The following is a 24,424-nucleotide window of genomic DNA, read 5'->3' as shown; positions in this document are numbered from 1 at the left end:
TCGCTCTCGGCACATTGGGCGCCGGCCGATGACGCGCTTTGTCCTCGGCCGCCTCGCCTGGATGCTGGTCATCCTGCTGGCGGTCTCCTTCATTGCCTTCGCGATGATGCGGGCTTTGCCGGGCGATTTTGCCATTGCCGCAGCGGGCTCACAGAGCGTCGCACCGGAGGTTCTGGCGGCGATCCGGCAGGAGCTCGGGCTCGATCGACCACTGCTGGCGCAATATGGGGTCTGGCTCGGGCATGCCCTCCTCGGTGATCTCGGCACGTCCTTCGTGACGCGCCAGCCGGTTCGGCCGGAATTGCTCAATCGGCTTGCGGTGACCTTCCAACTGACGCTGGTTGCCGCGATCATCTCGATGCTGATGGGGGTAGCGACCGGGCTGGCAGCGGCGCGGATGCGTGGCGCGATCGACTGGATCGTGCGGCTCTACAATGGCGTTATGCTGGCCGTGCCGAATTATGTGGTCGCGACGCTGATCGTGCTGCTCTTCGGCCTCTATTTCCCGCAGATCTCGATCTTCGGCTACACGCCGTTTCTCGAGGATCCGCTCGCCAATATCGGTAGCCTGCTGTTGCCGGCGCTCGCCCTGGCGCTGGCGGTCTCGGTCACGATTTCCGAGAACACCCGCGCTGCCGTCCTCGAGGTGGCCAACCAGGATTTCGTCATGGTCGCTCGCGCGAAAGGGCTGCCTCCGGGCAGGATCCTCCGCGACTACCTCGTCCGCAACGCCTTGACGCCGGTCATCACCGCAACCGGTCTCAAGATCGCAGCCCTGCTTGGCGGCAGCATCCTGGTCGAGACCATCTTCGCCATTCCCGGAATGGGCCAATATCTCTTCGATTCCATCAATAGCCGCGACTATCCGGTGATCCAGGCCATCGTCCTGACGGCGTCGGCGATCGTGGTCGTGGTGAATACGATGATCGACATCGCCTATGCACGGGTCGATGCGCGGGTGAAGCTGTGAGGGCCGTGTCGCAGGAGGGAGTTCAGGAGCGGGCTCTTGGCGCGTGCGCTCCCAAGGCGCTGCGGATCACGCAAGGCGGCCTGCTGCTGGGGATCGGGCTGGCAATGCTGGCCACGATGTTGATCGTCACGATCTTCGCGCCCTTCCTCGTGCCGTTCGATCCGTCCGCGACCTCGCCCGACTCTCTTGCCGGAGCCAGTGCGCGCCACTGGCTCGGTACGGACTCGATCGGTCGCGATGTCCTCAGCCGGCTGATCGTCGGTGGCCGCACGACCCTGCTGATCACGATCACGGCCGTCTTTATCGCCCTCGTCGGAGGTCTCGTCCTCGGGTTGCTCTCCGGCTATCTGGGCGGCCTGGTCGATGACGTGATCATGCGCGTCCTGGATGTGGTTTTCGCCTTCCCGGTGCTCCTTCTCGCGATTGCGGTCGTTGCGGCGCTTGGACCGACCATTCCCAATCTGATCCTCACCATCGCCATCGTGTACACGCCGGCAATGGCCAGAGTGGTGCGCGCGCCCGTGCTCAGCGTGAAGCAATGGGACCATGTCGAAGCGGCGCGCAGCATCGGCATGAGCGAATTGCGGCTGGTTCTCCGCCATATCCTGCCGCTCGTCGTCTCGCCGATCCTTGTCGCGACCAGCCTGACCCTGTCTCAGACGATCTTCACGGTCACGGCCCTGTCCTTCCTCGGGCTCGGGCCGCCGCCGCCAGACCCGAACTGGGGTGGCATGCTGTCCGAAGCGCGGCAATTCATGGAGCTGGCACCGCTGACCGTGATCGGCCCCGCCGCCGCGATCGTGTTCGCGACGCTGACCTTTATCGTCCTGGCCAATGGCCTGCGCGACGTGCTCGATGTCGGGAGCGTGCGATGATCCGCACCGGCCCTCTCCTCAGCGTCCGCAACCTGACCGCCAGCGTCACGACGCGCCGGGAGGTCATCCAGGCCGTACGCGGCATCTCCTTCGATATCGCTGCCGATGAAGCGGTCGGTTTCGTCGGCGAATCCGGCTGCGGCAAGAGCGTCACGGCCAAGGCGCTGATGCGGCTCACCCCCGAAGGCACCTCTGTCGCGCTTGGCGGCGAGGTCAGCTTCCTGGGGCAGGACATCCTGGCGAAGAGCGAAGTCGATATGCGGGCTCTGCGTGGGCGGCGCATCGCCATGGTCTTCCAGGATCCGATGACGTCGCTCAATCCGGTGCTGAGCATTGCCGCGCAAATGACCGACATGCTGCGCCACCACACCGGGCTGTCCGGCAAGGCGGCACGCGAACGCTGCATCGAACTGCTCGATCAGGTCGGGATACCTGATGCGGCGCGGCGCCTGGACGATCATCCGCACCAGTTCTCAGGCGGGATGCGCCAGCGCGTCATGATCGCGATGGCCATCTCCTGCGAGCCGGACCTGCTGATCGCCGATGAGCCGACGACGGCGCTCGACGTCACCGTGCAAGCGCAGATCCTGCGCTTGCTCCTGCGGCTGAAGGAGGAGCGCGGCATGGCGTTGATGCTGATCACCCATGATTTCGGCGTCGTGGCCGGCATGGTCGACCGGGTCAATGTGATGTACCGCGGCGAGATCGTCGAAGCCGGAGCGATCGAGAGGGTCTTCGCCGCGCCGCAGCACGCCTATACGCGCGCCCTGCTCGATGCCGTGCCGCGTCTCCAGAGCACCGGGCCGACGCGATGACCGCTCATGATCCCGCCGCACTCGCCGAGGCGCTGCCGCGGCCACTGCTTCAGGTCCGCGATCTGTCGGTGCGCTTTCCCGGCAGGGGCGACGGCAAGGCGCTGAAGGCGGTCGATCGTGTCTCCTTCGATATCGGACCCGGCCAGACGCTCGGGCTCGTCGGCCAGTCCGGGTCGGGCAAGACCACGACCGGCCGGGCGATCCTGCAGCTGCAGAAGACATATTCGGGCTCGGTGAAACTGCTCGGCGAGGAATTGACCACGATGCTGGCCGCACGATTGCGGCAGATGCGGCGCCATATGCAGTTCGTGCTGCAGAATCCGTATTCGAGCTTGCACCCGCGCATGACGATCGGACAGATCCTGCGCGAGCCGCTCCAGGTGCATCGCTCGGTGCCTCCTGCCCGGCTGCAGGACCGTGTCGCTGAGCTTCTGGACCTGGTCAGCCTCGACCCGGGCATGATGCAGCGCTACCCGCACGAATTTTCCGGCGGGCAGCGCCAGCGCGTCGTCATCGCCCGGGCCCTGGCGGTCAGCCCGGATTTCATCGTCTGCGACGAGCCGGTCTCGGCGCTCGACGTCCGCACCCAGGCGCAGATCGTGGACCTGTTGCAGTCACTTCAGGCGAAGCTCGGCCTGTCCTATCTGTTCATCGCGCATGATCTCGCGATCGTTCGCGAAGTCGCCCATCACGTAGCGGTCATGTATCGCGGCCGGGTCGTCGAAATGGGCAGCGCGGCTCAAGTCTATGACAGCCCCGCCCACCCCTATACGCGCGTATTGCTGGATGCAGTGCCGGTGCCCGATCCCGTCCGCCAGCGCGAACGGCTCCAGCGGCCGCCGCCGGATCTGCGCTTTCTCGAAGGCGATGGCGGGGGCTGTGTCCACGGCGACGATCACGCGAGCAGCAACACTGCGGAGTGGCACGAAGTCGCGGCAGGTCACGGCGTCTCGTGCCGCTATTGGCCGCGCCGAGAAGCGCTGTCTCGTGAGCCAGGCGAGGTCGGGAATACAGGTTTGCCGGTCCTGTGAAGATCGGAGCGGTTTCTTCTTGCGAAACAGAGAATCCTTGACCCGAAATAGCGCCGTCAGTACGTTTTTCCCATGTTTTCGCGCATTGCGACAGGTTCAACCGGCGTGAGCGCTCAATAACGAGGTGTGCGACCCATTGAGATCGCCTTGCCGTTGCGGCTGGCGAACCGTCGTTTTCCGGGAGGAATTCTGTGCGCCTGGCCTTGATTCACATTGTGCAGGAAACGAACGACTTCAATCCTGTACCGACCACGCTCGCGGATTTCGAGGCATTCGGCCTGTATGAGGGGGCCGAGATCGCGCGTCAGTTTGGCGAGATCGGGCAGATCGGCGGTCACTATGCAGCGGTGGCTGAATCCGGCCTTGCGGTCGAGACGATCCCGATCATCAGGGCCTGGAGCGTCGCCGGCGGCCGGATCACGCGCGCGGCGTTCGACTTCTTCCAGGACAAGATCCGGACCGGGCTCGCGGCTGTCGGCCCGATCGACGGGCTCGTCCTGCAACTCCACGGCGCCGCTGCTGCCGAGGATATCGACGATGTCGAAGGCGAGCAGGCCGAGCTCTGCCGTTCGATCCTCGGATCCGAGGTCCCGATCCTGCTTGGCCTCGATCACCACGCCAACATCACGCGCAAGATCATGGCCAATTGCACGGCGATCGTCGGGCATCGTACGCAGCCGCATGACGTCTTCGATACCGGCAAAATCGGGACGGCTCTGTTGCTCAAGATTCTCGCGGAGAAGCGGCGGCCGGTGATGGCCTGGCGCAAGATTCCGCTGCTGTCGCATCAAGAGCAGTTCCTGACGTCGAAGGGGCCGATGAAGCGCTGGTTCGATCGGGCCCGCGAGCTGGAGGCCGATGAGCGCGTGCTGCAGGCATCGAACTATCCGATGCAGCCCTGGCTAGATGTCGCCGAGGGCGGCTGGTCGACGATCGTCGTCACGGATGGCGACCCGTCCCTGGCCGAGACTCTGGCGGATGAGCTCGCCGACCTCGCCTGGTCGATGCGCGATGATTTCCAGGTCCGCGAGGCGCTCTCGGTCGACGAGGCCGTGCGCAAGGCCGACGCTGCCGAGCGCGGCATGGTCGTGCTCAGCGACACCGGCGATACCGTCTTCGGTGGCTCCGCCGGCGACAGCAACCTGATCCTGGAATCGATCCTCAGGCTCGGCATCGGCAGCCGCGCGCTGATCCCGCTGATTTCGCCGCAGGCCGTCGCGACGCTGGTCGCGGCCGGCGAGGGTGCACGGGTGACGCTGCCGCTGGGCGGCGATGCGGCGCCGGCCTTCTTTACGCCGCTCGAGGTCACCGGCACGGTCCGGCGTATCGGGGGTGGGCCCGTGCCGCTGATCTACAACCACCAGAACGAGGTCGATATGGGCCGGGTCGTCGTTTTCGACGTCGGGCCCGTGACGCTCCTGATCAGCGAGTTGCGCGGTGTCGCTGGCAATGTGCCGGGCGTCTACGAAGCTTTCGGCGTCGATCTCGCGGACTACAAGATGGCTGTCCTCAAGACGGCGTCGAATTTCCAGTATTTCGCGCCGATCTCCTCGCAGGTCATTCGTGCCGACACGCGCGGGCCCGGGCAGTCGGACGTCTTCACCTTGCCCTGGGCGCGGATTCCGCGCCCCGTCTATCCACTTGAAACAATAAGCGACTGGCGGGCGCATTCGACCCAGCCTGGCGCGGGGACGAGCTGATACGAAGACCAACCAAAAAGGGGAGTGTGCCGGATGACCACCGTATCGCGACGTCAATTCTGCATGGGGGGCATCGCCCTGGCTGCAGCAGCTCCCCTGGCGATGTCACTCCCAGCCATCGCTCAGCAACTGAAGGGCGGCACCTTGCGTGTCGCCGTGCTGAGCGAACTCGCCAATTACGATCCGCAGCAGCTCTCGACCGTCAATTTCCACGTCATCAAGAACCTCTATGACAGCCTGATCGAATACACGCCCGAGGGAAAGCCGGAGCCGAGCCTGGCGACTGAGTGGACGATCGCGCCTGACAAGACCTCGGTCAGCGTGAAGCTGCGCGATGGCGTGACCTTCCATAGCGGCACTCCGTTCAAGGCCGATTCCGTATTGGCGACGCTGCAGAAGGGAGCCGATCCCAAGCGCGGCAAGAACGTCTTTTCCACGATGTCGATCGTCAAGGACTGGTCGGCGCCCGATGACCGGACCGTGGTGATCAACTTCAAGGCTCCGGTTCCGGAACGGCAGATCCTCGACCTGCTGCAGTTCCTGATCCCGATCGAGGCAAAGGGCATCGATACGGTCGAGACGGTTCCGGCCGGCACCGGCCCCTTCACCCTGGTGAGCCGCGCAGTCGGGCAGGGCTTGCGCCTCAAGGCCAATCCGAACTACTGGCGCGAGAAGCAGCCGATCGTGCAGGATCTCGTCTTCACTGTGTTCAGCGAGGATGCGGCGGCGAGCGCGGCGCTCGAGTCGGGCGCCGTCGACATCATCTATAACGGCTCCTCGCGGAGTGCCGTGCGCCTCAAGAGCGCTGGCTACCAGGTCTTTTCCGGACCCGGCAAGCTCGTGCAGGTCTTCCGCATCAACTCGACGCGTGGCCCATTCCGCAACAAATCCTACCGCCAGGCCTTCAACCACCTGATGGATCGCGCGGGCATCCTACGCGTCGGCTATGCCGGCATGGGCGAGGTCGTCGCGCAGCCCTGGGCGCCGGCAAGCCCGGCCTTCGACGCCAGCTTCACCAAGGCCTACGCCTACGATCTCGACAAGGCGAAGGCCTTGCTTGTGGCATCCGGCCTCTCGGCGGCCGAGATGAAAGACTGGAAGATGCTGGTCAATGGCAGCGACGAGGCCTCGGTCCAGATCAGCCAGATCGTACAGGCCTCGCTGGGCAAGGCCGGGATCCCGATCGAGCTCGATATCCGCCAGGGGGCCGAATTCGTCAGTGCGCTGCTGGGCGGCGATTTCGCCGCGGTCTTCGGTGCAGTCGGGAATGTCCAGAAGTTCCCGTCGCGCGTGACGACGAACTCGATCTATCGGACCTCCCAGAACCCAATCCTCAAGGACCCGCACCCGCATCCGGCCTATGTCGCGGCGATTGCCAAGGTCGATGGCGCCGCGGGGGGAGCGGCCGAGGTCAAGGCATCTTATGACAACCTGAACAAGGTGCTGGTGGACGAGGCCTTCGCGATACCGACCAATTCCTATGAGGTTGGCCTGATCGTCGCCTCCGACAAGGTTGGCGGGGTGACACTCGAGATCGACAACCTCCTCGTCGCGCGGACGATCGGGTTCAAGTAATGCGGAGCGGTGAGGCGGGACGCCGTCGCCGGGACGAGGTCGCGGCGTCACGCAGCCATCGGTTGCGCGGCGTCCCGCGATGAGCGCGACCTCAGGATCGACCCTGTACGTGCTGCGCCGGCTTTCTGCCCGCCGCAGCACGTCGTTGAGTTTCGCCTTCCTGTTGCTGGTGGCACTGGCGGCGGTGTTTGCCGATCTGCTCCCGCTCGACCCGCTGACGCAGAACCTGGCGGACTCGCTGATGCCGCCATCGGCTTCCGCCTGGTTTGGTACCGACGAGCTTGGGCGGGATATCCTGGCACGCGTGGTCTATGGCGCGCGAACGTCGCTCGTCACCGCCTTCGGTGCCGTCGTTATCGCGGCGCTGATCGGGGTGCCGGTCGGGCTCGTCGCCGGCTTTTTCGGTGATTGGCGCGATTCTGTGTTGATGCGCTGCATCGATGTCTTGCTGGCGCTGCCGAACATCCTGTTCGCCATGGCGCTGATCGCTGTACTCGGTCGCAGCCAGGCGGCGGCCCTGGTCGCTGTCGGCATTGCGGGGATACCGAATTTCGCGCGGATCGCGCGAGCGCAGGTCATGGCCTTGCGCCAGCTCGATTTCGTCACGGCGGTGCGCAGCTTCGGCGGCGGCTCGTCCTACATCATGTTCCGCACCATTCTGCCCAACGCGCTGAGCCCGCTCGTCGTGCAGGCGATCGTGCTCGCCTCGGTCGCGATCCTGCTGGAGGCTGCACTCGCCTTTCTCGGCGTCGGCGTGCCGCCGCCGACGCCGAGCTGGGGCGAAATGCTGCGAACGGGGAAATCCTATCTGCACGAGGCGCCGACCTACGCCGTGCTGCCCGGTCTCGTGCTGACGCTGACGATCCTCTCCTTCGATACGATTGGCCGTGCCCTGACCGCGCTGCTCGACAGGCATGATCCCGGTGTGCCGGAGCGCAGGGGGCGATGACGAGCTATCTGCTGCGCCGCCTGTTTCAGATGCTGCCGGTGCTCTTTCTCGCATCCTTCGCGATCTTCGCGATGATCTACGCGGTGCCGGGCGGCCCCGTGGCGGTGCTCGTTGGTGAGAACGCCTCTCCGGAGGAGATCGCGGCCACGATCGCGCGCTATGGCCTCGATCGACCGATGCTGGTCCAGTATCTCGACTGGCTCGGCCAGGCCGTGCGCGGCGATTTCGGTCTCTCGCTCCACAGCCGCCAGCCCGTCCTGGCGTTGATCGGAGAGAGGCTGCCAGCAACGCTGCAACTGGCGGTCGCCGCGATCCTGGTGGCGTTGGCCGTCGGCATACCCGTCGCAATTGCCAGCGCCGTGCGCCCCAATTCCTGGCTCGACCGCCTGCTGAGCGGGTGGAGCGCGCTGGCGCTGGGTGTGCCGACCTTCTGGCTCGGCATCCTGCTGATCCTGCTCTTCGCCGTCGAGCTCCGCTGGTTGCCGTCCGCCTCGCGCTACGTGCCGTTCTGGGAGGCGCCGGTGGATGCGTTACGCAGTCTCATGCTGCCGGCGCTGACACTGGGCATCTATGTCTCCGGCATCTTCGCGAGGTTCCTGCGCGCGTCGCTGATCGGCGAAGCGAAGCAGGATTATGTCCGCACGGCGCGGGCCAAGGGTTTGCCGGAAAGCCGCGTCGTCGGCCTGCACATCATGCGCAACGCGTTGCTGCCCTTCGTCACGATCGTCGGTTTGATGATGGCGAATTTCATCGGCGGTGCGGTGGTGACGGAAGCCGTCTTCACCTATCCGGGGCTCGGACGTCTGGTCATCCAGGCGATCAGCACCCGCGATTACCCGTTGATCCAGGGCTGCATCATGGTGATCCTCGTCGGCTATATGCTGGTCAACCTGATCATCGACCTGCTCTATGCGTGGATCGATCCACGCATCGAATATCATTGACACCGCTCCGCAGCGCGAGGTCCCGCACGGGCCTGCATGTGCAGGGCTCGCGCTGGCCATGCCTGTCAGGCGGAAACGATGGGGTCCTGCGAGCCGAGATGGCTCGAGATATGCGCGGCGACCTCGCGCAGCCGCATTCCCGCCTTCGCGGCGAGTGGCCGCGGCATTCGCATCAACGGCGCCGAGATACTGAGGGCAGCCACCGGGTAATGATTGTCGTCGAAGATCGGCACGCCGACGCACATCGCCCCGTCTTCGTTCTCGCCGATTTCCGTCGCGTAACCGAGCTTTGCGACCTGTCGAAGCTGGCGCTCGATCTCTTCGCGCTCGAGCAGCGTGCGTCCGGTTCGCTCGGTCAAGGGCAGGTCGAGCTGGCGCAGCTTTTCCGCTTCGGGGAGGAAGGCCAGGATCGCCTTGCCCAGCGCGGTGGAATGCATCGGATGGCTGTCGCCGATCCGCGCCTGCATGCGCAGCGAGCGATTGGCCTCGATGAGGTCGATATAGACGATCGTGCCGTTGCCCTTCACCGCGAGATTCACGGTTTCATTGAACTCGTTCATCAGTTCGACCATCGCCGGGCGTGCGAGTTGACGGATCTTGCTGAAGCTCGCATCGGCACGCGCGATCGAGCGCAGCAGCGGCCCGAGATTGTATTTGTCGGTCTCGCGGTTGTGGCTGACGAAACCGGCTTCCGTCAGCGTTTGCAGGTAGCGGAAGGTCGTCGTCTTCGGAATCCGCAGCTCACGTCCGACGGTCGTGAGCGCGATCTCGTGACCATGGCGCGCGACGAATTCCAGCACCTTGAGCGCCTTCATCACGGGCTGCACGACGTAAGGGTTGCCCGATTTCTTCGGCATGGTCGCCCCGCATCCTCGCTGTCGCGAGACTTCGCATAGCGGGTCCCTCTGAATTCCGCAAGACGAAACCCCTGTTCCTTTACATGGGATGAGGGCTCTGGTCTGCTTAAAATACCGGCAGTGGAGAACAGGCACGTGCGAGCGAACGGAAGCGGACCAGCAGCAACACTGCGTTTTGAGGAATCGGCGCGGCAGATCGCTGCGAATGCGCGCTACATCGCTGGCGGCGTGAACAGCAACTTCAGACTAGGCATGGCGCCGGGCCCACTCGTCTTCGAGCGAGGCGAAGGGGCCTATCTCATCGATGTCGATGGCAACCGCATCATCGATTATTACTGCGGAATGGGGGCAACGGTGCTCGGCCACACCCCGGCCAGGGTCATCGAGGCGGTGCAGCGCCAGGCGGAGCGTGGCATCCTGTTTGCCGGCCAGGCACCGATCGAGCACGAGGCGGCGAAGCTGATCTGCGAGCGCGTTCCCAGTGCCGAGCGGCTTCGCTTCGGTTCCTCGGGCTCCGAGGTGGCGCAGGCCGCGATCCGCCTCGCCCGTGCGGCGACGGGGCGGCGCACCATCGTCAAGTTCGAAGGGCATTATCACGGCTGGTTCGACAACGTCCTGTGGTCAACGGCGCCGGGTCTCAATGCGGCTGGTCCGAGCGACGCGCCCACGCCCGTCGCCGGGAGCCGGGGGCAGGACCCAAGCGCGGGCGACGGTCTGTCGATCCTCGGCTGGAATGACCTCGCTGCTCTCGAGACTCGCCTTGCCCGCGGCGACGTCGCGGCGGTGATGATGGAGCCGGCCATGTGCAACCAGGGCGCCATCGCGCCGCTACCGGGCTATCTGGAAGGTGCGCTCGCGACCTGTCGCGCCCATGGCGCCCTGCTGATCTTCGACGAGGTGATCACCGGCTTCCGCCTCGGCCGCGGTGGTGCCCAGGAGCGCTTCGGCGTCACGCCGGACCTGACGATCCTGGCGAAGGCGATTGCCAACGGTTTTCCCGTCGCAGCGATCGCGGGGCGGGGCGAGCTGATCGATATGTTCGCGGATGGTGTGCTCCATGGCGGCACCTTCAATGCGCAGCCGATCGCGATGGCGGCGATGGTCGCGACGCAGCAGGGGCTAACGCCGGAGCATTACGAGCGCAGCTCGGCTCACGGCCAGCGCCTTCAGGACGGTATCCGTGAGATCCTGGCTCAGGCGGGCATCAAGGCGCAGGTCGCGGGCTTTCCACTGATGTTCCACATTGCGTTCGGGCTGGACGCGCCGGCCCGCAACTACCGGGAGGTCGCGGCCTCCGACAAGGCGGCCTATAGCCGTTTCGCGCTCGCGCTGTTGAAACGCGGCGTTCGCGTGCTGGAGCGTGGTGCCTGGTTCGTCTCGTCGGAGCACGATGCGGCAATCGTCGAGGCCACATTGGAAGCAGTGCGCGGATCCGTGCGCGAGATCTGATCGGACGGATACCCCTGGGACACCCAGGTCGCCCTGGGCATTCCTTCCTTTGCAGTAATCACGAGCGGGCGGCCGGTTCGCACCGTCCGCTCGTTCTCGGGAGCAGCTGATTTGGTTCTCTTGGGACGGAATGGCCGGCCAAGCGAGCCTGAAGACCCTTTGCCGCCGCTGGCACTTCGTTTCCTGAGCCTGAGACGCAAGCCCGGTGCCGGCAGGTGAGCCATGGCTGCGGATTTCCTTGCTTCCGCAGTGTTGGAATGAGCACGCGCCTCCTCAAGCGGGGCGTTTGAACTGTCTCCCAAGAGCGAACAAGCCGAATGCCGCCAGCTGGCCAGCGACGAGCAGGAAAGGCCATTCAAAGCTTCCTGTGCGGCTGGCGACAATGGCAAACACCAACGGCCCGCATATCGAGCCGACGAAGCCGAACAGGCTTGCGCCCGACGTTACGTCGCCAATCAGAGTGGGCGGCGCGACCCGCGCAAGTTCGGCCATGTGGACACCGTTCCACCCCATCGAGGTGGCTCCGACCAGTGCCATGCAGCCATAGACCATCCAGGGACTGGCGGTTGTCGAAGAGACAAGCAGCATGATCGCGGAGCCTGCGCCCAAGGCCAGAAGCGAGAGAAGCAGGAGCCCGCCGCCCATGCGATCCGCCAGCCATCCGAAGAAGATGCGCGCGACCGTGCTCGCTGCAAGCAAGACGGCGATGTAGTGGCCGGCCTGCGCCAGGGTCTTTCCGTGCTGCGTGACCATGTAGGTTGCCGTGAAGGCCGTGATGCTGGCCTGCGTTATGGAAAACGACACACCCAGCGCGGTGAGCATCGGCAAGGACGGGTGCGAGTTCAGAACCCGGGCCGATCGGCTGAGCGAAGACGGCGAGAGGAACAGCCGGGCCCAGGCCCGGTTCCGTGGGCCCTTCTCGGCATCAAGACTTCTTTGAAAGGGCTGAACCAGCACGATGCAGAGAAGGATGATCGCGACAATCGTCCAGACCGCACCGACGAAGCCGAGCCCCAGGACCAGAGGCGCGACAACGAGACCGGCTATCGTGCCGCCCAGAGGCACGCCCGCCTGCTTGATCGAAAACACAAGTGTGCGGTGCCTGGGCGGCGCCGTGCGCATCAGCAACTGGCTGCCAGCTGGCGTATTGGGCGCCAGGCCCAGGCCCACAAGGAGCGCACCGACAAGGCCGACGAGGCCGAAGGACTGCGACAGGAGCAGGAGACCCACCGCGACGAAGATCAGGCCGAGCTGCAAGGCTCGGATCGGGCCGTGATGATCGAGCATCGGGCCGCCGCACGCCAGGAACCAGCATATGCCGACCGAAACGACCGCCGAAACATAGCCGATGCTTTCTGGCGTCATGCCCCAGCGTTGCGTCAGAATCGGACCCAGGAGAGGAATCGCCGCGGCGGCAAATGAGCTGATGACTTGCACAAGGAGAGTCGCGCTCAAGGCGCTCGCCCATACCGGCAGCTTCAAGGCAGATCTCCCGTCGCGTCGCCACTCGTCATTCCCCCTCCAGCTCCAGCACGAGCATGCAGGGATTGCGGCGTTGAACTGGTCTTCCGGCAATGTCGGCGACCGGTCGAGGCCGTTTCCCGGCTATGGGGGCTGCAGCAGAAGCATGCGGTTCGCCGGGCCGCGGCCTTTCGTGGTTGTTCTCCAAATCCGGAGAACCGGACCAACAGTCGGCTTCTTCCTTCTGCCGTAAGGCCGACATGGGTGATCCGGCGAAAATGGAGCCATTGCTTTGGAGGCTGTTGTCAGCGGTCACCGCTCCCGGCGATGCTGGAGCCGTGCCGGTCTTTCGATTCTGCCGATCTGAACTCGCCTCTGCCGGCGTAGGTCGACGAGTCTGATGCCGGTTCACTGCGCATGGTTGATGCGACCCTGAGGTCGTGCTGACGTCGATTGGACCGGGTTGGAGGATCTTGCGGGTGAGGGTCGACGTTCTGGGCCTGCAGGCCTTCGTCAGTATCGCCGAGCGGGGCAGTTTTCATGCCGCGGCCTCGCATCTTAATCTCTCCCAGACCGCGCTGAGCCATCGGATCCGGAAGCTCGAGGAATCCCTCGGAACGACGCTGCTCTTGCGCACCACGCGCCAGGTCTCGTTGACCCCGGCGGGGTCGGCGCTCCTGCCGCGCGCCCGCAAGATCTTTGAAGAGCTTGGTGCGGCCATCGATGAGGCGCGGGTCGATGCCGCGGATGCCGAGGAAGAGGTTGCGGTCGGCTGTCTGCCAACCGTCGCGGTCCACTGCATGCCGTCGGTGATCGCAGAGTTCGCCAGACGATATCCGGCGGTGCGCGTCCGGGTGCACGACAACTCGGCTTCGGAGATCGCCGACAAGGTGCAGTCGGGCCAGGCTGAATTCGGCGTGACCATCGTCGCCGCCAATCGCTGGGACCTCGAGCTCAAACCGGTGGTCAAGGAGCCGTTCGTGCTCGTCAGTCACCGCAGCATGCCGCTCGCGCGATCGGACTCGCTGACCTGGGCGCAGTTGCAGGGGCTGCCGCTCGTGCGGATCAGTGCCGAGACCGGAAACCGCGTCCTGATCGACGATGCGCTGGGTGCGCGGCGCGAGGCCCTGACCTGGCGCTACGAGGTCCAGCGCGTCATTACCGCAGTGAGTCTTGTCCGTTCCGCGATCGGGTACGCGATCGTGCCGCAGCTCGCGCTCGACTCTGTCGATGCCGGCGAATTGGTTGCGATCCCGCTGCGTTCACCGAGCATCAGCCGCACTCTCGGCATCGTCACCCGCAAGAATATGCTGCTGCGGCCGGCGGCGCGCGACCTCCTGGCGCTGGTCAGCGAGGCGCTGAGAAACAGTGTCTCGGATAAAGATGCATGAAAGTAATCAATCGCTGCATTCTTCTCATTTGATGGCAGAATAGCTTGGGGTCAGGGTCCTCGCGGGACAAGGAAACGCACAAGCAAGGGACGACCCATGCCTGGCTCCAAAGCAGCGACGATCGCGTTCATCGGATTTGGCGAGGCGGCCGGGTACGGCGCGCGGCAAGGGCGTGGCGCGTGATGAACATCGACCGCCGATCACTCCTTGCCGGGCTGGGTCTGGCCGGCCTCGGGCACGCGGCGCGTGCGCAGGTCCAGCCGGCGTGGCCGACGCAGATCATTCGGCTCGTGGTGCCGTTCACCCCTGGCGGCAGCACCGACCTCCTCGCGCGTCTGATTGCCAACCGATTGGAACGCACGATCCCCGGCAAGGGCTTCGTCATCGAGAACCGCCCCGGCGCCGGCGGCATGATCGCGGCGAGCCAGGTCGCGAAGTCCGATCCGGATGGCCATACGTTGATGATGGGGCATATCGGCACGCTTGCCTTCAACCCGGCGCTCTATCCCAACGTACCCTATGATCCGGTCAAGGACTTCCAGCCGGTGGCCCTGGTCGCCATGGTGCCGAACATCCTCGTCATCAATCCCAGCCTGCCGGCGAACTCGTTTCAGGAGTTCGTGGCCTATGCCAAGGCCAATCCGGGCAAGCTGAACTACAGCTCCGGCGGACAAGGCAGCGCGGCGCATATTGCCGGTGCCTATCTCGCGCATCGGGCCGGTTTCGAGGCGATTCATGTGCCCTATCGCGGCACCGCACCGTCGGTGACGGATCTCGTCGCCGGTTCCGTGCAATTCACGCTGACTGGCGGTCCGGCGGTTCTGCCGCTCGCCGCAGCGGGCCAGTTGCGAGCGCTCGGCGTCGCCAGCTCCGAGCGCACCTCTTTTGCCCCTCAGCTCCCGACCATCGCCGAAAGCGGGCTGCCGGGTTTCGAAGCCGTGCAGTGGTATGGCATCGTTGCCCCCGCGCACACGCCGGCCGCAATTGTCGAGCGCCTCAACCGCGAGATCAACGCGCTGCTCGACCAGCCCGAATTTGTCGCGGCGCTCGATCGCGACGGCGCGATCGCACGCCGCGAGACGCCGGAAGGCTTCGGGCGGCTGATCGCCTCGGAGGGGACGCTGTGGCGCGATATCATCACACGTGCCAGCATCACGGGCGGGGGCTGAGCGATGTCGCAGATTGCCGTGCCATGCATGCTGATCCGGGGCGGTACGTCGAAGGGCGCCTATTTCCTCGCCGAGGATCTGCCGGTTGGTACGGGCGCGCGTGACGCGTTCCTGCTCGCGGTGATGGGCTCGCCCGACAAGCGTCAGGTCGACGGGCTTGGTGGGGCTCACCCGTTGACGAGCAAGGTCGCGATCGTTTCGCGCTCGAGCGAGCCAGGCTGCGACGTGGATTTCCTGTTTGCGCAGGTCGGCATCGAGACCGCGTCGGTCGACACCACGCCGAATTGCGGCAACATCCTTGCCGGTATCGGCCCCTTCGCGCTGGCGCGGGGCCTCGTTCGAACAGAGGGCGCCAGCACGACGGTGCGGGTCCGGACGCTGAACACCGGCACCATCGCCGATCTCGCGATGCGGACCGACGCCGGTCAGGCAGGCGTCGAGGGCGATGCCCGCATCGATGGGGTGCCCGGAACCTCCGCACCCATCGACATCAGCTTCCTCGGCACGGAAGGCTCCGTCTGTGGCGCGCTGTTGCCGACGGGAAATCCGGTCGACATCATCGACGGTGTCGAATGTACCCTGATCGATAACGGCATGCCGGTCATCGTTCTCCGGGCGGTCGATGTTGGACGCACGGGCCACGAAACCCGCGAAGCGCTGCAAGAGGATACGGAGCTGAAGCAGCGCATCGAGCGCATACGCCTCGCGGCCGGACCTCTGATGAATCTCGGCGATGTGGCAAAGATGGTGGTCCCGAAGATCGCCCTTGTCGCGCGGCCCGTTGCAGGATCGATCGCGACGCGCAGCTTCATCCCGCATGAGTGCCACGCTTCGATCGGTGTCTTTGCCGCGGTGACGGTGGCGACAGCCGCAGCCCTGCCGGGGTCGCCGGCAGCTTCGGTCGCCGCGATGCCTACCGGTCGCGAACGCGCGATTTCCGTCGAACATCCGACCGGGGAATTCACGGTGAAGCTCATCGTGGGTGGCACGCCGGAGCGCCCCGTCATCGAGCGCGCCGGCCTGCTGCGCACCGCGCGCATTCTGATGGATGGCCAGGCCTACGTGCCACCGCATGCGCTCGCGCGCAGCGGCGACGAAGCACGTCGTGCCCCCGAATAGGACCGAGAAGAGAGGATTACAGCTCAATGGCGAGCCTGCAGAAGACGGGTCTGGTGATTACCGCCCACCCCGGCGATTTTGTCTGGCGTGCGGGCGGTGCCATCGCCTTGCACGCCAGGCAGGGCATGCGGGTAAAGATCCTGTGCCTGGCCTATGGCGAGCGCGGCGAAAGCCAGTTCGCCTGGAAGCAGGCGGGTGTGCGGGTGGAGGACGTCAAGGCGCAGCGTCGCGACGAAGCCGAGCGCGCCGCCGCGGTCCTCGGGGCCGAGATCGAATTCATGGATGCCGGCGACTATCCGCTGCGCACGACAGGGCCGATGCTCGACCGGGCGATCGACCTCTTCCATGAGCTCACTCCCAGCTTCGTGCTGACCCATGCGCTTGAAGACCCCTACAATGTCGACCATCCCGAAGCAGCACGCTTCGCGCAGGAAGCGCGGATCATCGCGCAGGCCGCCGGCCATAAGCCGGACCCCGCACGCCCCTATGCCGCGCCGCCGGTCTTCCTGTTCGAGCCGCACCAGCCCGAGCAGTGCAACTTCAAGCCGAACCTGATCCTCAACATCGACGAGGTCTGGGAGACGAAGCGCAAGGCATTCGAAATCCTGGCCGCGCAGAAGCATCTCTGGGAGTATTACACCCGAGTGGCGCTGAACCGCGGCATGCAGGGTGGGCGCAACTCCGGCAAGGCGATGACTTACGGTGAAGCCTACCAGCGCCTGTTCCCCGAAGCCCTGGAGTCCCTGGCATGACCGGCGTCGTCGTCCGCACGAAGAAACGGGCTGCAAGCGCCGATATGGCGGCATTCCAGGAACTTGGCGTCTCGACCACCCATGAGGCCATGGGCCGGACGGGCCTGATGAAGCCCTATATGCGCCCGATCTATGCCGGCGCCTCGATCGCCGGTGGGGCCGTCACCGTCCTCGCCCAGCCCGGCGACAACTGGATGATCCATGTCGCGATCGAGCAGGTCATGCCAGGCGACGTACTTGTGGTCGCCTGCACGGCAGATAACACTGACGGCATGTTCGGCGACCTTCTCGCGACCTCCCTCAGGGCGCGCGGCGGCATCGGCCTCGTCATCGATGCCGGAGTGCGTGATGTGCGCATCCTGACGGAGATGGGGTTCCCGGTGTGGTCGCGCGCGATCTCGGCCAAGGGGACCGTCAAGGCGACGCTCGGATCGGTGAACGTGCCGGTGGTCTGTGCCGGTGCGATGATCAATCCTGGCGACGTGATCGTCGCCGACGATGATGGCGTGGTGGTGGTTGCACGGCTCGAAGCGGAGAGGGTTGCCGCCGCGGCGCGGGCGCGGGAAGCGAATGAAGATGAGAAGCGCCGCCGGCTCTCCGCCGGCGAGCTCGGGCTCGACATGTATGGAATGCGCGATGGGCTCGCGAAAGCCGGGCTCGTCTATCGCGACGACAACTAAAAGGCGGCTCGGAAACAAGAGCCAGACCCAGGGAGGGGTATCACGATGACATTCCGCAGGACGGTTCTGAAGGCCTTCATGGCAGGTGCGCTCGCGGCGACACTGGGCTCCACGGCGCAGGCCCAGGAGGTGGTCAAGGTCGGGCTGATCCTGCCGATGACTGGCCCCTTCGCATCGACGGGACGCCAGATCGAAGCGGCCGTGAAGCTCTTCCTGGCTCAGAACGGCGCGATGCATGGCGGAAAGCGCCTGGAGGTCATTCTCAAGGACGATACCGGCAACGCCGATGCGACGCGCCGGATCGCACAGGAACTCGTGGTCAACGACAAGGTGGCGGTTCTGGCTGGCTTCGGCCTGACGCCGCTCGCCATGGCGACGGCCCCGATCGCGACCCAGGCCAAGATCCCGCAGATCGTGATGGCGGCTGCGACGGCGTCGATCACCGAGGCCTCGCCCTTCATCGTGCGCACCTCGTTCACCCTGCCGCAGGCGTCCGAGCCGATGGCGGACTGGGCCTGGTCGAACGGCATCAAGCGCGTCTTCACCGTCGTGACCGATTACGGCCCCGGGATCGACGCCGAGACCTCCTTCGCCAACAAGTTCAAGGCCGCCGGCGGCACGGTCGAAAGCGTGCGCGTGCCGTTGCGCAACCCGGATTTCGCGCCGTTCCTGCAACGCGTCTCCGAGGCAAAGCCCGATGCCCTGTTCGTGTTCGTTCCGTCGGGCATCGGCGCGCAGTTCATGAAGCAGTTCGTCGAGCGCGGCCTCGACAAGGCCGGCGTCAAGCTGATCGGCCCAGGCGACGTGGTCGATGACGATATCCTCAACGGTATGGGGGACGTCGCGATCGGCGCCATCACCACGCATCATTATTCGGCCAAGCACGACAGCGCAGCCAACCAGGCCTTCGTGAAGGCGTTCGAGGCCGCCAATCCAGGCGTGCGTCCCAACTTCATGGCCGTCGGCGGATATGACGGCATGCGGTTGATCGCCGAGGCGCTCAAGGCGACAAATGGCGACGCTGGCGGCGAAAAGCTCATCGCGGCGATGAAGGGCGCGTCCTGGGAGAGCCCGCGCGGACCGATCACGATCGATCCGGCGACGCGCGACATCATCCAGAACATCTATGTCCGCCGCACCGAGAAGGTCGGTTCCGACCTGTTCAACGTCGAGTTTGCCACGATCCCGCAGGTCAAGGATCCCGTGAAGGCGCGCAAATAGGCGGTCTGACGCGGCCGGACCGACGCCATGCTCACCATCCTGTTCGATGGCATCGCCTATGGGATGGTGCTGTTCGTCCTCGCTTGCGGGCTTTCCGTGACGATGGGATTGATGAATTTCGTCAATCTCGCCCATGGCGCCTTCGCCATGCTCGGCGGCTATGTGACCGTGCTGCTGATGCAGCGGCTGGGCCTGCCGTTCCTGGCTTCACTTCCGGCCGCCTTCCTTGCCGCTGCGCTGGCGGGGATCGTGCTCGAGCGGCTCGTCTATCGACCGATGTATGCCAAGAGCCATCTCGATCAGGTGATGTTCTCGATCGGTCTCGTCTTCATGGCGGTTGCGGGCACCGACTGGCTGCTCGGCTCGAGCCAGCAGATCATCCAGCTGCCGCCCTGGCTTCAGGGGCGTTTCTACGTGCTCGGCATCGGCATCGGCTATTACCGCCTGTTCGTGATCGGGATCTGCGGGCTGCTTGCGGTCGCCCTGCAATGGGGCTTTGCAAAAACACGTTTCGGCAGCCGGCTGCGGGCCGCCGTGGACGATGCCCGCGTCGCGCGTGGCCTGGGCATTCCTGTGAACCGGTTGTTCGCCCTGACCTTTGCGCTCGGTTCCGGACTGGCGGGGCTCGGCGGCGCGCTCGGGATCGAGCTCATGGGGCTCGATCCGACCTTCCCGCTGAAATTCATGATCTACTTCCTGATCGTCGTCACGGTCGGCGGCACCTCGACGATCACCGGCCCCTTCCTCGCGGCCATGCTGCTCGGCGTTGCCGATGTGATGGGCAAATATCTGGTCCCGCAGGCCGGAGCCTTCATCATCTACGCGCTGATGGTCATCCTGCTGCTGCTTCGCCCCGAGGGCCTGTTCGCGAGGGCTCGCACATGAGCGGGACGGTTCTCGAACAGCGCGTCAGGCACTCGCTGCACCGCGCCCGGCGCTGGCACCCAGGCGAACTGGCATTCTGGCTCTTCGCCGCAGCGTCCTTCGTGCTGTTTCCAACGCGCTTTCTGATCCTCAACGAGATCGCGATCCTTGCCCTGTTCGCCCTCTCGCTCGATCTGATCCTCGGCTATGCCGGGATCGTATCGCTGGGGCACGCCGCCTTCCTGGGGATGGGGGCTTATTCGGCCGGGCTGTTGGCCAAGTATGTCACGGCCGATCCACTGGCCGGCCTGGCATTCGGCATGGCGACATCCGCGCTGCTCGGGCTGCTCACCAGTCCGCTCGTCCTGCGCGGCACGGATCTGACCCGCCTCATGATCACGCTCGGCGTGGCATTGATCCTCTACGAGGTTGCAAACTCGCTGGCATGGCTCACCGGTGGCGCCGACGGCCTGCAGGGCATCACGATGGCGCCGGTCTTCGGGACGTTCGATTTCGATATCTTCGGCCGCACGGCCTACCTCTATTCGCTGTCGGTGCTGTTCATCCTGTTCCTGATCGCGCGGCGCATCGTGAATTCGCCGTTCGGCTTGTCCCTTCGCGGCATCCGCGACAATCAACTGCGCGCCGCCGCATCCGGCGTGCCTGTCCCTTGGCGCCTTGCGGCCATCTATGCCTTGTCGGCGGCCTATGCCGGGGCTGCGGGCGCATTGCTCGCCCAAACCACGCAATTCGTCTCCCTGGACGTGTTCGACTTCCACCGTTCAGCCGACCTGATGCTGGTGCTGATCATCGGCGGGGCCGGCTATCTCTATGGCGGCCTGATCGGTGCGATCGCGTTCAAGTTCCCGCAGGACGCCATCGCGACCTTCACCCCGCAATACTGGATGTTCTGGATCGGGCTTTTCCTCGTCCTCTTCGTCCTTGGTGGTCGTGAACTGATCCATGGCGCGATCAAGGCGCTGGTCGCGCGGTTTCCGAAACGTGGGGCCTCGTCGTGAGCGCCGTCCTGCAGACCTTCGATCTCGTCAAGACCTTCGGCGGCATCACTGCGACCGACGACGTGACGTTCTCGCTGGAAAAGGGCGCGCGCCACGCGCTGATCGGCCCGAACGGCGCGGGCAAGACGACCTTCGTCAATCTGCTCACAGGGGTTCTGCGGCCGACATCGGGGCGTGTGAGCCTGATGGGGCAGGACATTACCGGCCTGTCGCGAGAGGCGCGGGTCAAGCGCGGTGTCGCCCGAACCTTCCAGATCAATCAGCTCTTCGGCACAATGACGCCGCTCGAGATGATCTCTCTCGTCACCGCAGAGCGGCTCGGCCGGGGCATGCGGCTTTTCCAAAGGCTCGACGCCGATGACGAGGCCATCGCCGAGACGGCCGATATCCTCGCCCGCTTCAAGCTCGAGGACATCATGGATCAGCGCATCGCGACATTGCCCTATGGCAAGCAGCGCCAGATCGAGATCGCCGCGGCCTTTGCGGCCAGGCCGAGCGTGCTCCTGCTCGACGAGCCCGCCGCCGGCGTTCCCGAAGCCGAGAGGCGCGAATTGCTGGAGACGGTCGCAGCATTGCCGGACGATGTCTCGGTGCTGCTGATCGAACACGACATGGACATCATCTTCCGGTTCGCGACCCGGATCACCGTTCTCGTCAATGGCCGCGTGCTGACGGAAGGCGAACCTGCGGTGGTCGCGCGCGACCCCGCCGTCAAGCAGGCCTATCTCGGCGAGGCCGCCCATGTCTGAGCTCCTGCGGATCGAAGGCCTGAACGCCGGCTACGGCGACGCTCTCGTCCTGTTCGATGTCGCGCTCTCGCTCGACGAGGGGCGCTCGCTCGCCTTGCTGGGCCGCAACGGCGTCGGCAAGACGACGCTGGTCAACACGATCATCGGCGTGACGCGTCGGCGAGCCGGGCGGATCACGCTTGCCGATGTCGACATCTCCACGGCTACGCCCGAGCAGCGTGCCCATGCCGGCATCGGCTGGGTGCCGCAGGAGCGCAACATCTTCAAGTCGCTGACCGTTGTCGAGAACCTGACTGCGGTTGCGCGCCCCGGCCCATGGACGACGGAACGCGTCTTCCGGATGTTTCCGCGCCTCGCCGAACGCAAGAGCAATCTTGGCAACCAGCTCTCCGGCGGCGAACAGCAGATGCTGGCCATTGGCCGCGCCCTGATGCTCAATCCCAGGCTGCTGCTTCTGGACGAACCGACCGAGGGGCTGGCGCCGATCATCGTCGAGGAACTGCTCGCGGCGTTGAAGACGCTGTTCCGGGACGAAGGGCTGGCAGCCATCGTCATCGAACAGCATGCCAGGACAATTCTGGAGCTGACCGACACCGCGATCGTGCTGGAGCGCGGTCGTGTCGTGCTCGCCGACGACAGTGCCGCGCTGCTGCGCGAACCGGCGCGGCTGGAGCGCCATCTCGGCCTCAGCGCCGCTGCCTAGAAGACCATGATCAGGGAAGGAAACCGCATGCCCCTCCGACACAAGCCGCCGTTCCGAGCCGATATGGTTGGAAGCCTGTTGCGCAGCGCACGCGTCAAGGACGCGCGCGCCAAGCTCGTGACCGGCGAAATCTCCGCCGCCGATCTGACGGCGATCGAGGATGCCGAGATCAGGGCGCTGGTGAAGAAGCAGGAGGAGGTGGGGCTCCAGGCGGTCACGGACGGCGAGTTCCGCCGCGCCTTCTGGCATTTCGATTTCCTGGAGAATCTCTCCGGCGTGCAGGGATACGACTCGGATTCAGGCATCCAGTTCAAGGGCGTCGCGACCAAGGCCCGCGGCCTTCGCGTGACCGGCAAACTCGATTTCCCCGACGACCACCCGCATCTCGCCCATTTCAGGTTTCTTGCCTCCGTCACCGATCGCGTGCCGAAAATGACGATCCCGAGCCCGAGCATGCTGCACTATCGCGGCGGCCGGAAAGCCGTCGATATCTCCGCCTATTTCAGGATGGAGGATTACTACACCGATCTCGGCAAGGCCTACGCCAAGGCGGTGAAGGCCTTTTACGACGCCGGCTGCCGCTACCTGCAGCTCGACGATACCAGCCTCTCCTATTTCTGCGATCCCGAGCAGCGCCAGATGCTGGTCGATCGTGGCGATGACCCCGACAAGCTGATCCATATCTATCGCGACGTCATCAACACGGCGACGGCGGCCAAGCCGGCGGACATGACGATCACCACTCATACCTGCCGCGGCAACTTCAAATCGACCTTCATCGCCTCCGGCGGCTATGAGCCCGTCGCCGACATGGTCTTCAACCAGATCAATGTCGACGGCTATTTCATGGAATGGGACGATGACCGCTCCGGCGGCTTCGAGCCGCTGCGCTTCCTGCCGAAGGGCAAGCAGGTCGTGCTGGGCCTCGTCACCTCGAAGTTCGGCAGCGTCGAGAGCAAGGACAACCTGAAGCGGCGGATCGAGCAGGCCTCGGCCTTCGCGCCCCTGGATCAGCTCTGCCTCTCGCCCCAATGCGGCTTCGCCTCCACCGAAGAGGGCAATGTGCTGGCGGAGGACGAGCAATGGGCCAAGCTGGCGCGCATCGTCGAGGTGGCGCAGGAGGTGTGGGGATGAGCCAGGAACCCTGTTTCGATATCGCTCATCTCGCCCATGTCGAGCTGTTCACGAACAAGCCGGAGGCCAGCCTCGACTTCTTCGTCAATATCCTCGGGCTGACCGAGAGCGGACGGGAGGGCGACAGCGTCTATCTGCGCGCCTGGGACGACTATGAGTTCCACACGCTGAAACTCACGGCCTCGACCACGACGGGGGTCGGCCATATCGGCTATCGGGCGACAAGCGAGACTGGCCTGATGCGCCGGGTCAACGCGATCGAGGCCATGGGGGCCGGCATCGGCTGGAACGACGGCGATCTCGGCCATGGCAAGGCCTACCGGTTCCGCGATCCCGACAATCATGTGTTCGAGATCTATTTCGACACCCAAAAATACGCGGCGCCGCCGCACGAACGGCCGGCGCTGAAGAACCAGGCGCAACGCAATCACGGTCGCGGCTGTGCTGTACGCCGTCTCGACCATCTCAATCTGCTGGCGCAGGACGTCGCGGTGATCCGCGATTTCATGCCGAAGGCCCTGGGCAGCCGCATCACGGAACAGATCGTGCTCGATTCCGGCGAGGTTGGCGGCTGCTGGTTCACCGTCAACAACAAGAGCTACGACATCGCCTATACGCGCGACCACACCGCGGCTCTCGGGCGCTTCCACCACCTCACCTATGCGGCCGACCAGCGCGAACACATTCTCGAAGCCGCCGACATCTTTCTCGAGAACGGCATTCACATCGAGACCGGGCCCCATAAGCACGCGGTTCAGCAGACCTTTTTTCTCTATGTCTACGAGCCCGCCGGCAATCGCATCGAGATCGCCAATGCCGGCGCACGCCTCATTCTCGATCCGGACTGGCAGACGGTGACGTGGACCGAAACCGAGCGGAAGAAGGGGCAGGCGTGGGGGCTGAAGACGATCGAGAGCTTCCACACGCACGGTACCCCGCCGGCCGCCGGATGAGTGGAGAAGGCGGCCGCGAGAGTTCGATCACCCGCTGGCGGCCC

General features: G+C 65.0%; 23 protein-coding genes. 21 read left to right on the top strand and 2 right to left on the bottom strand.

All coding sequences use genetic code 11. The features are described from left to right. The first annotated feature begins 28 nt into the window (after positions 1 to 28). From AC1DGP_RS13980 to AC1DGP_RS13945, 8 genes are all read left to right on the top strand, one after another. Positions 29 to 970, top strand: coding sequence for an ABC transporter permease (locus AC1DGP_RS13980; RefSeq protein WP_441504226.1), 942 nt, complete (start codon positions 29 to 31; stop codon positions 968 to 970). Between the two features lie 5 nt (positions 971 to 975). After that, positions 976 to 1,845 carry an ABC transporter permease gene (locus tag AC1DGP_RS13975; protein WP_441504227.1) on the top strand — a complete coding sequence of 290 codons (870 nt, stop codon included), beginning with the start codon at positions 976 to 978 and terminating at the stop codon, positions 1,843 to 1,845. Beyond that, on the top strand, positions 1,842 to 2,660 hold the full coding sequence (locus AC1DGP_RS13970; protein ID WP_441504228.1) for an ABC transporter ATP-binding protein: 819 nt from the start codon (positions 1,842 to 1,844) through the stop codon (positions 2,658 to 2,660). Before AC1DGP_RS13975 ends, AC1DGP_RS13970 begins: the two co-directional genes overlap by 4 nt. Next, positions 2,657 to 3,691, top strand: coding sequence for an ABC transporter ATP-binding protein (locus AC1DGP_RS13965; RefSeq protein WP_441504229.1), 1,035 nt, complete (start codon positions 2,657 to 2,659; stop codon positions 3,689 to 3,691). The genes AC1DGP_RS13970 and AC1DGP_RS13965 overlap by 4 nt, the downstream gene beginning before the upstream one ends. A gap of 191 nt (positions 3,692 to 3,882) precedes the next feature. Further along, positions 3,883 to 5,391, top strand: coding sequence for a M81 family metallopeptidase (locus AC1DGP_RS13960; protein ID WP_441504230.1), 1,509 nt, complete (start codon positions 3,883 to 3,885; stop codon positions 5,389 to 5,391). A 33-nt stretch (positions 5,392 to 5,424) separates the two neighbouring features. Next, entirely contained in the window at positions 5,425 to 6,966 is a 1,542-nt protein-coding gene (locus AC1DGP_RS13955) for an ABC transporter substrate-binding protein (protein WP_441504231.1), read from the top strand. Positions 6,967 to 7,045: 79 nt separating this feature from the next. Then, on the top strand, positions 7,046 to 7,915 hold the full coding sequence (locus AC1DGP_RS13950; RefSeq protein ID WP_441504232.1) for an ABC transporter permease: 870 nt from the start codon (positions 7,046 to 7,048) through the stop codon (positions 7,913 to 7,915). Continuing rightward, a complete protein-coding gene (locus AC1DGP_RS13945; RefSeq protein WP_441504233.1) occupies positions 7,912 to 8,859 on the top strand; it encodes an ABC transporter permease in 948 nt (315 codons plus the stop codon). The genes AC1DGP_RS13950 and AC1DGP_RS13945 overlap by 4 nt, the downstream gene beginning before the upstream one ends. Before the next feature lie 65 nt (positions 8,860 to 8,924). Here the strand turns inward: AC1DGP_RS13945 and AC1DGP_RS13940 are convergent, their stop codons facing one another. Further along, a complete protein-coding gene (locus AC1DGP_RS13940; protein WP_441492102.1) occupies positions 8,925 to 9,716 on the bottom strand; it encodes an IclR family transcriptional regulator in 792 nt (263 codons plus the stop codon). A gap of 135 nt (positions 9,717 to 9,851) precedes the next feature. Between AC1DGP_RS13940 and AC1DGP_RS13935 the strand changes: the two genes are divergently transcribed. Then, positions 9,852 to 11,165: an aspartate aminotransferase family protein gene (locus AC1DGP_RS13935; RefSeq protein ID WP_441504235.1), complete on the top strand. Its 1,314-nt coding sequence runs from the start codon at positions 9,852 to 9,854 to the stop codon at positions 11,163 to 11,165. 273 nt (positions 11,166 to 11,438) lie between these two features. Here the strand turns inward: AC1DGP_RS13935 and AC1DGP_RS13930 are convergent, their stop codons facing one another. Further along, positions 11,439 to 12,602 (bottom strand): MFS transporter, encoded by a 1,164-nt coding sequence (locus AC1DGP_RS13930; RefSeq protein ID WP_441504500.1) that lies wholly within the window; start codon positions 12,600 to 12,602, stop codon positions 11,439 to 11,441. Positions 12,603 to 13,105: 503 nt separating this feature from the next. Between AC1DGP_RS13930 and AC1DGP_RS13925 the strand changes: the two genes are divergently transcribed. The 12 genes from AC1DGP_RS13925 to AC1DGP_RS13870 all read left to right on the top strand — a co-directional run bounded on the left by AC1DGP_RS13925 (position 13,106) and on the right by AC1DGP_RS13870 (position 24,380). Then, positions 13,106 to 14,017 (top strand): LysR family transcriptional regulator, encoded by a 912-nt coding sequence (locus AC1DGP_RS13925; protein WP_441504236.1) that lies wholly within the window; start codon positions 13,106 to 13,108, stop codon positions 14,015 to 14,017. Positions 14,018 to 14,199: 182 nt separating this feature from the next. Further along, a complete protein-coding gene (locus AC1DGP_RS13920; protein WP_441492080.1) occupies positions 14,200 to 15,186 on the top strand; it encodes a Bug family tripartite tricarboxylate transporter substrate binding protein in 987 nt (328 codons plus the stop codon). A 3-nt stretch (positions 15,187 to 15,189) separates the two neighbouring features. Next, entirely contained in the window at positions 15,190 to 16,305 is a 1,116-nt protein-coding gene (locus tag AC1DGP_RS13915; RefSeq protein ID WP_441504237.1) for a 4-oxalomesaconate tautomerase, read from the top strand. Positions 16,306 to 16,331: 26 nt separating this feature from the next. Further along, the gene (locus AC1DGP_RS13910) at positions 16,332 to 17,057 is read left to right on the top strand and encodes a PIG-L deacetylase family protein (protein ID WP_441504238.1); all 726 of its coding nucleotides are present in this window, start codon (positions 16,332 to 16,334) and stop codon (positions 17,055 to 17,057) included. Beyond that, the gene (locus AC1DGP_RS13905; RefSeq protein ID WP_441504239.1) at positions 17,054 to 17,737 is read left to right on the top strand and encodes a 4-carboxy-4-hydroxy-2-oxoadipate aldolase/oxaloacetate decarboxylase; all 684 of its coding nucleotides are present in this window, start codon (positions 17,054 to 17,056) and stop codon (positions 17,735 to 17,737) included. The genes AC1DGP_RS13910 and AC1DGP_RS13905 overlap by 4 nt, the downstream gene beginning before the upstream one ends. A gap of 45 nt (positions 17,738 to 17,782) precedes the next feature. Beyond that, entirely contained in the window at positions 17,783 to 18,958 is a 1,176-nt protein-coding gene (locus AC1DGP_RS13900; RefSeq protein ID WP_441504240.1) for an ABC transporter substrate-binding protein, read from the top strand. Positions 18,959 to 18,985: 27 nt separating this feature from the next. Then, complete coding sequence (locus AC1DGP_RS13895; RefSeq protein ID WP_441504241.1) at positions 18,986 to 19,843, top strand: branched-chain amino acid ABC transporter permease; 858 nt, start codon at positions 18,986 to 18,988, stop codon at positions 19,841 to 19,843. Continuing rightward, positions 19,840 to 20,841: a branched-chain amino acid ABC transporter permease gene (locus tag AC1DGP_RS13890; protein WP_476832225.1), complete on the top strand. Its 1,002-nt coding sequence runs from the start codon at positions 19,840 to 19,842 to the stop codon at positions 20,839 to 20,841. Before AC1DGP_RS13895 ends, AC1DGP_RS13890 begins: the two co-directional genes overlap by 4 nt. Then, positions 20,838 to 21,590, top strand: coding sequence for an ABC transporter ATP-binding protein (locus tag AC1DGP_RS13885; RefSeq protein ID WP_441504243.1), 753 nt, complete (start codon positions 20,838 to 20,840; stop codon positions 21,588 to 21,590). Before AC1DGP_RS13890 ends, AC1DGP_RS13885 begins: the two co-directional genes overlap by 4 nt. Continuing rightward, positions 21,583 to 22,293, top strand: a complete 711-nt coding sequence (locus AC1DGP_RS13880; protein WP_441504244.1) for an ABC transporter ATP-binding protein — start codon at positions 21,583 to 21,585, stop codon at positions 22,291 to 22,293. Before AC1DGP_RS13885 ends, AC1DGP_RS13880 begins: the two co-directional genes overlap by 8 nt. A 27-nt stretch (positions 22,294 to 22,320) precedes the next feature. Then, positions 22,321 to 23,427 (top strand): 5-methyltetrahydropteroyltriglutamate--homocysteine S-methyltransferase, encoded by a 1,107-nt coding sequence (locus AC1DGP_RS13875; RefSeq protein WP_441504245.1) that lies wholly within the window; start codon positions 22,321 to 22,323, stop codon positions 23,425 to 23,427. Next, positions 23,424 to 24,380, top strand: coding sequence for a VOC family protein (locus tag AC1DGP_RS13870; RefSeq protein ID WP_441504246.1), 957 nt, complete (start codon positions 23,424 to 23,426; stop codon positions 24,378 to 24,380). The genes AC1DGP_RS13875 and AC1DGP_RS13870 overlap by 4 nt, the downstream gene beginning before the upstream one ends. The last annotated feature ends 44 nt before the right edge of the window (positions 24,381 to 24,424 follow it).

The organism is Allobosea sp. 05T433, assembly GCF_056396065.1.
This window is presented reverse-complemented; position numbering and strand designations above follow the sequence as displayed.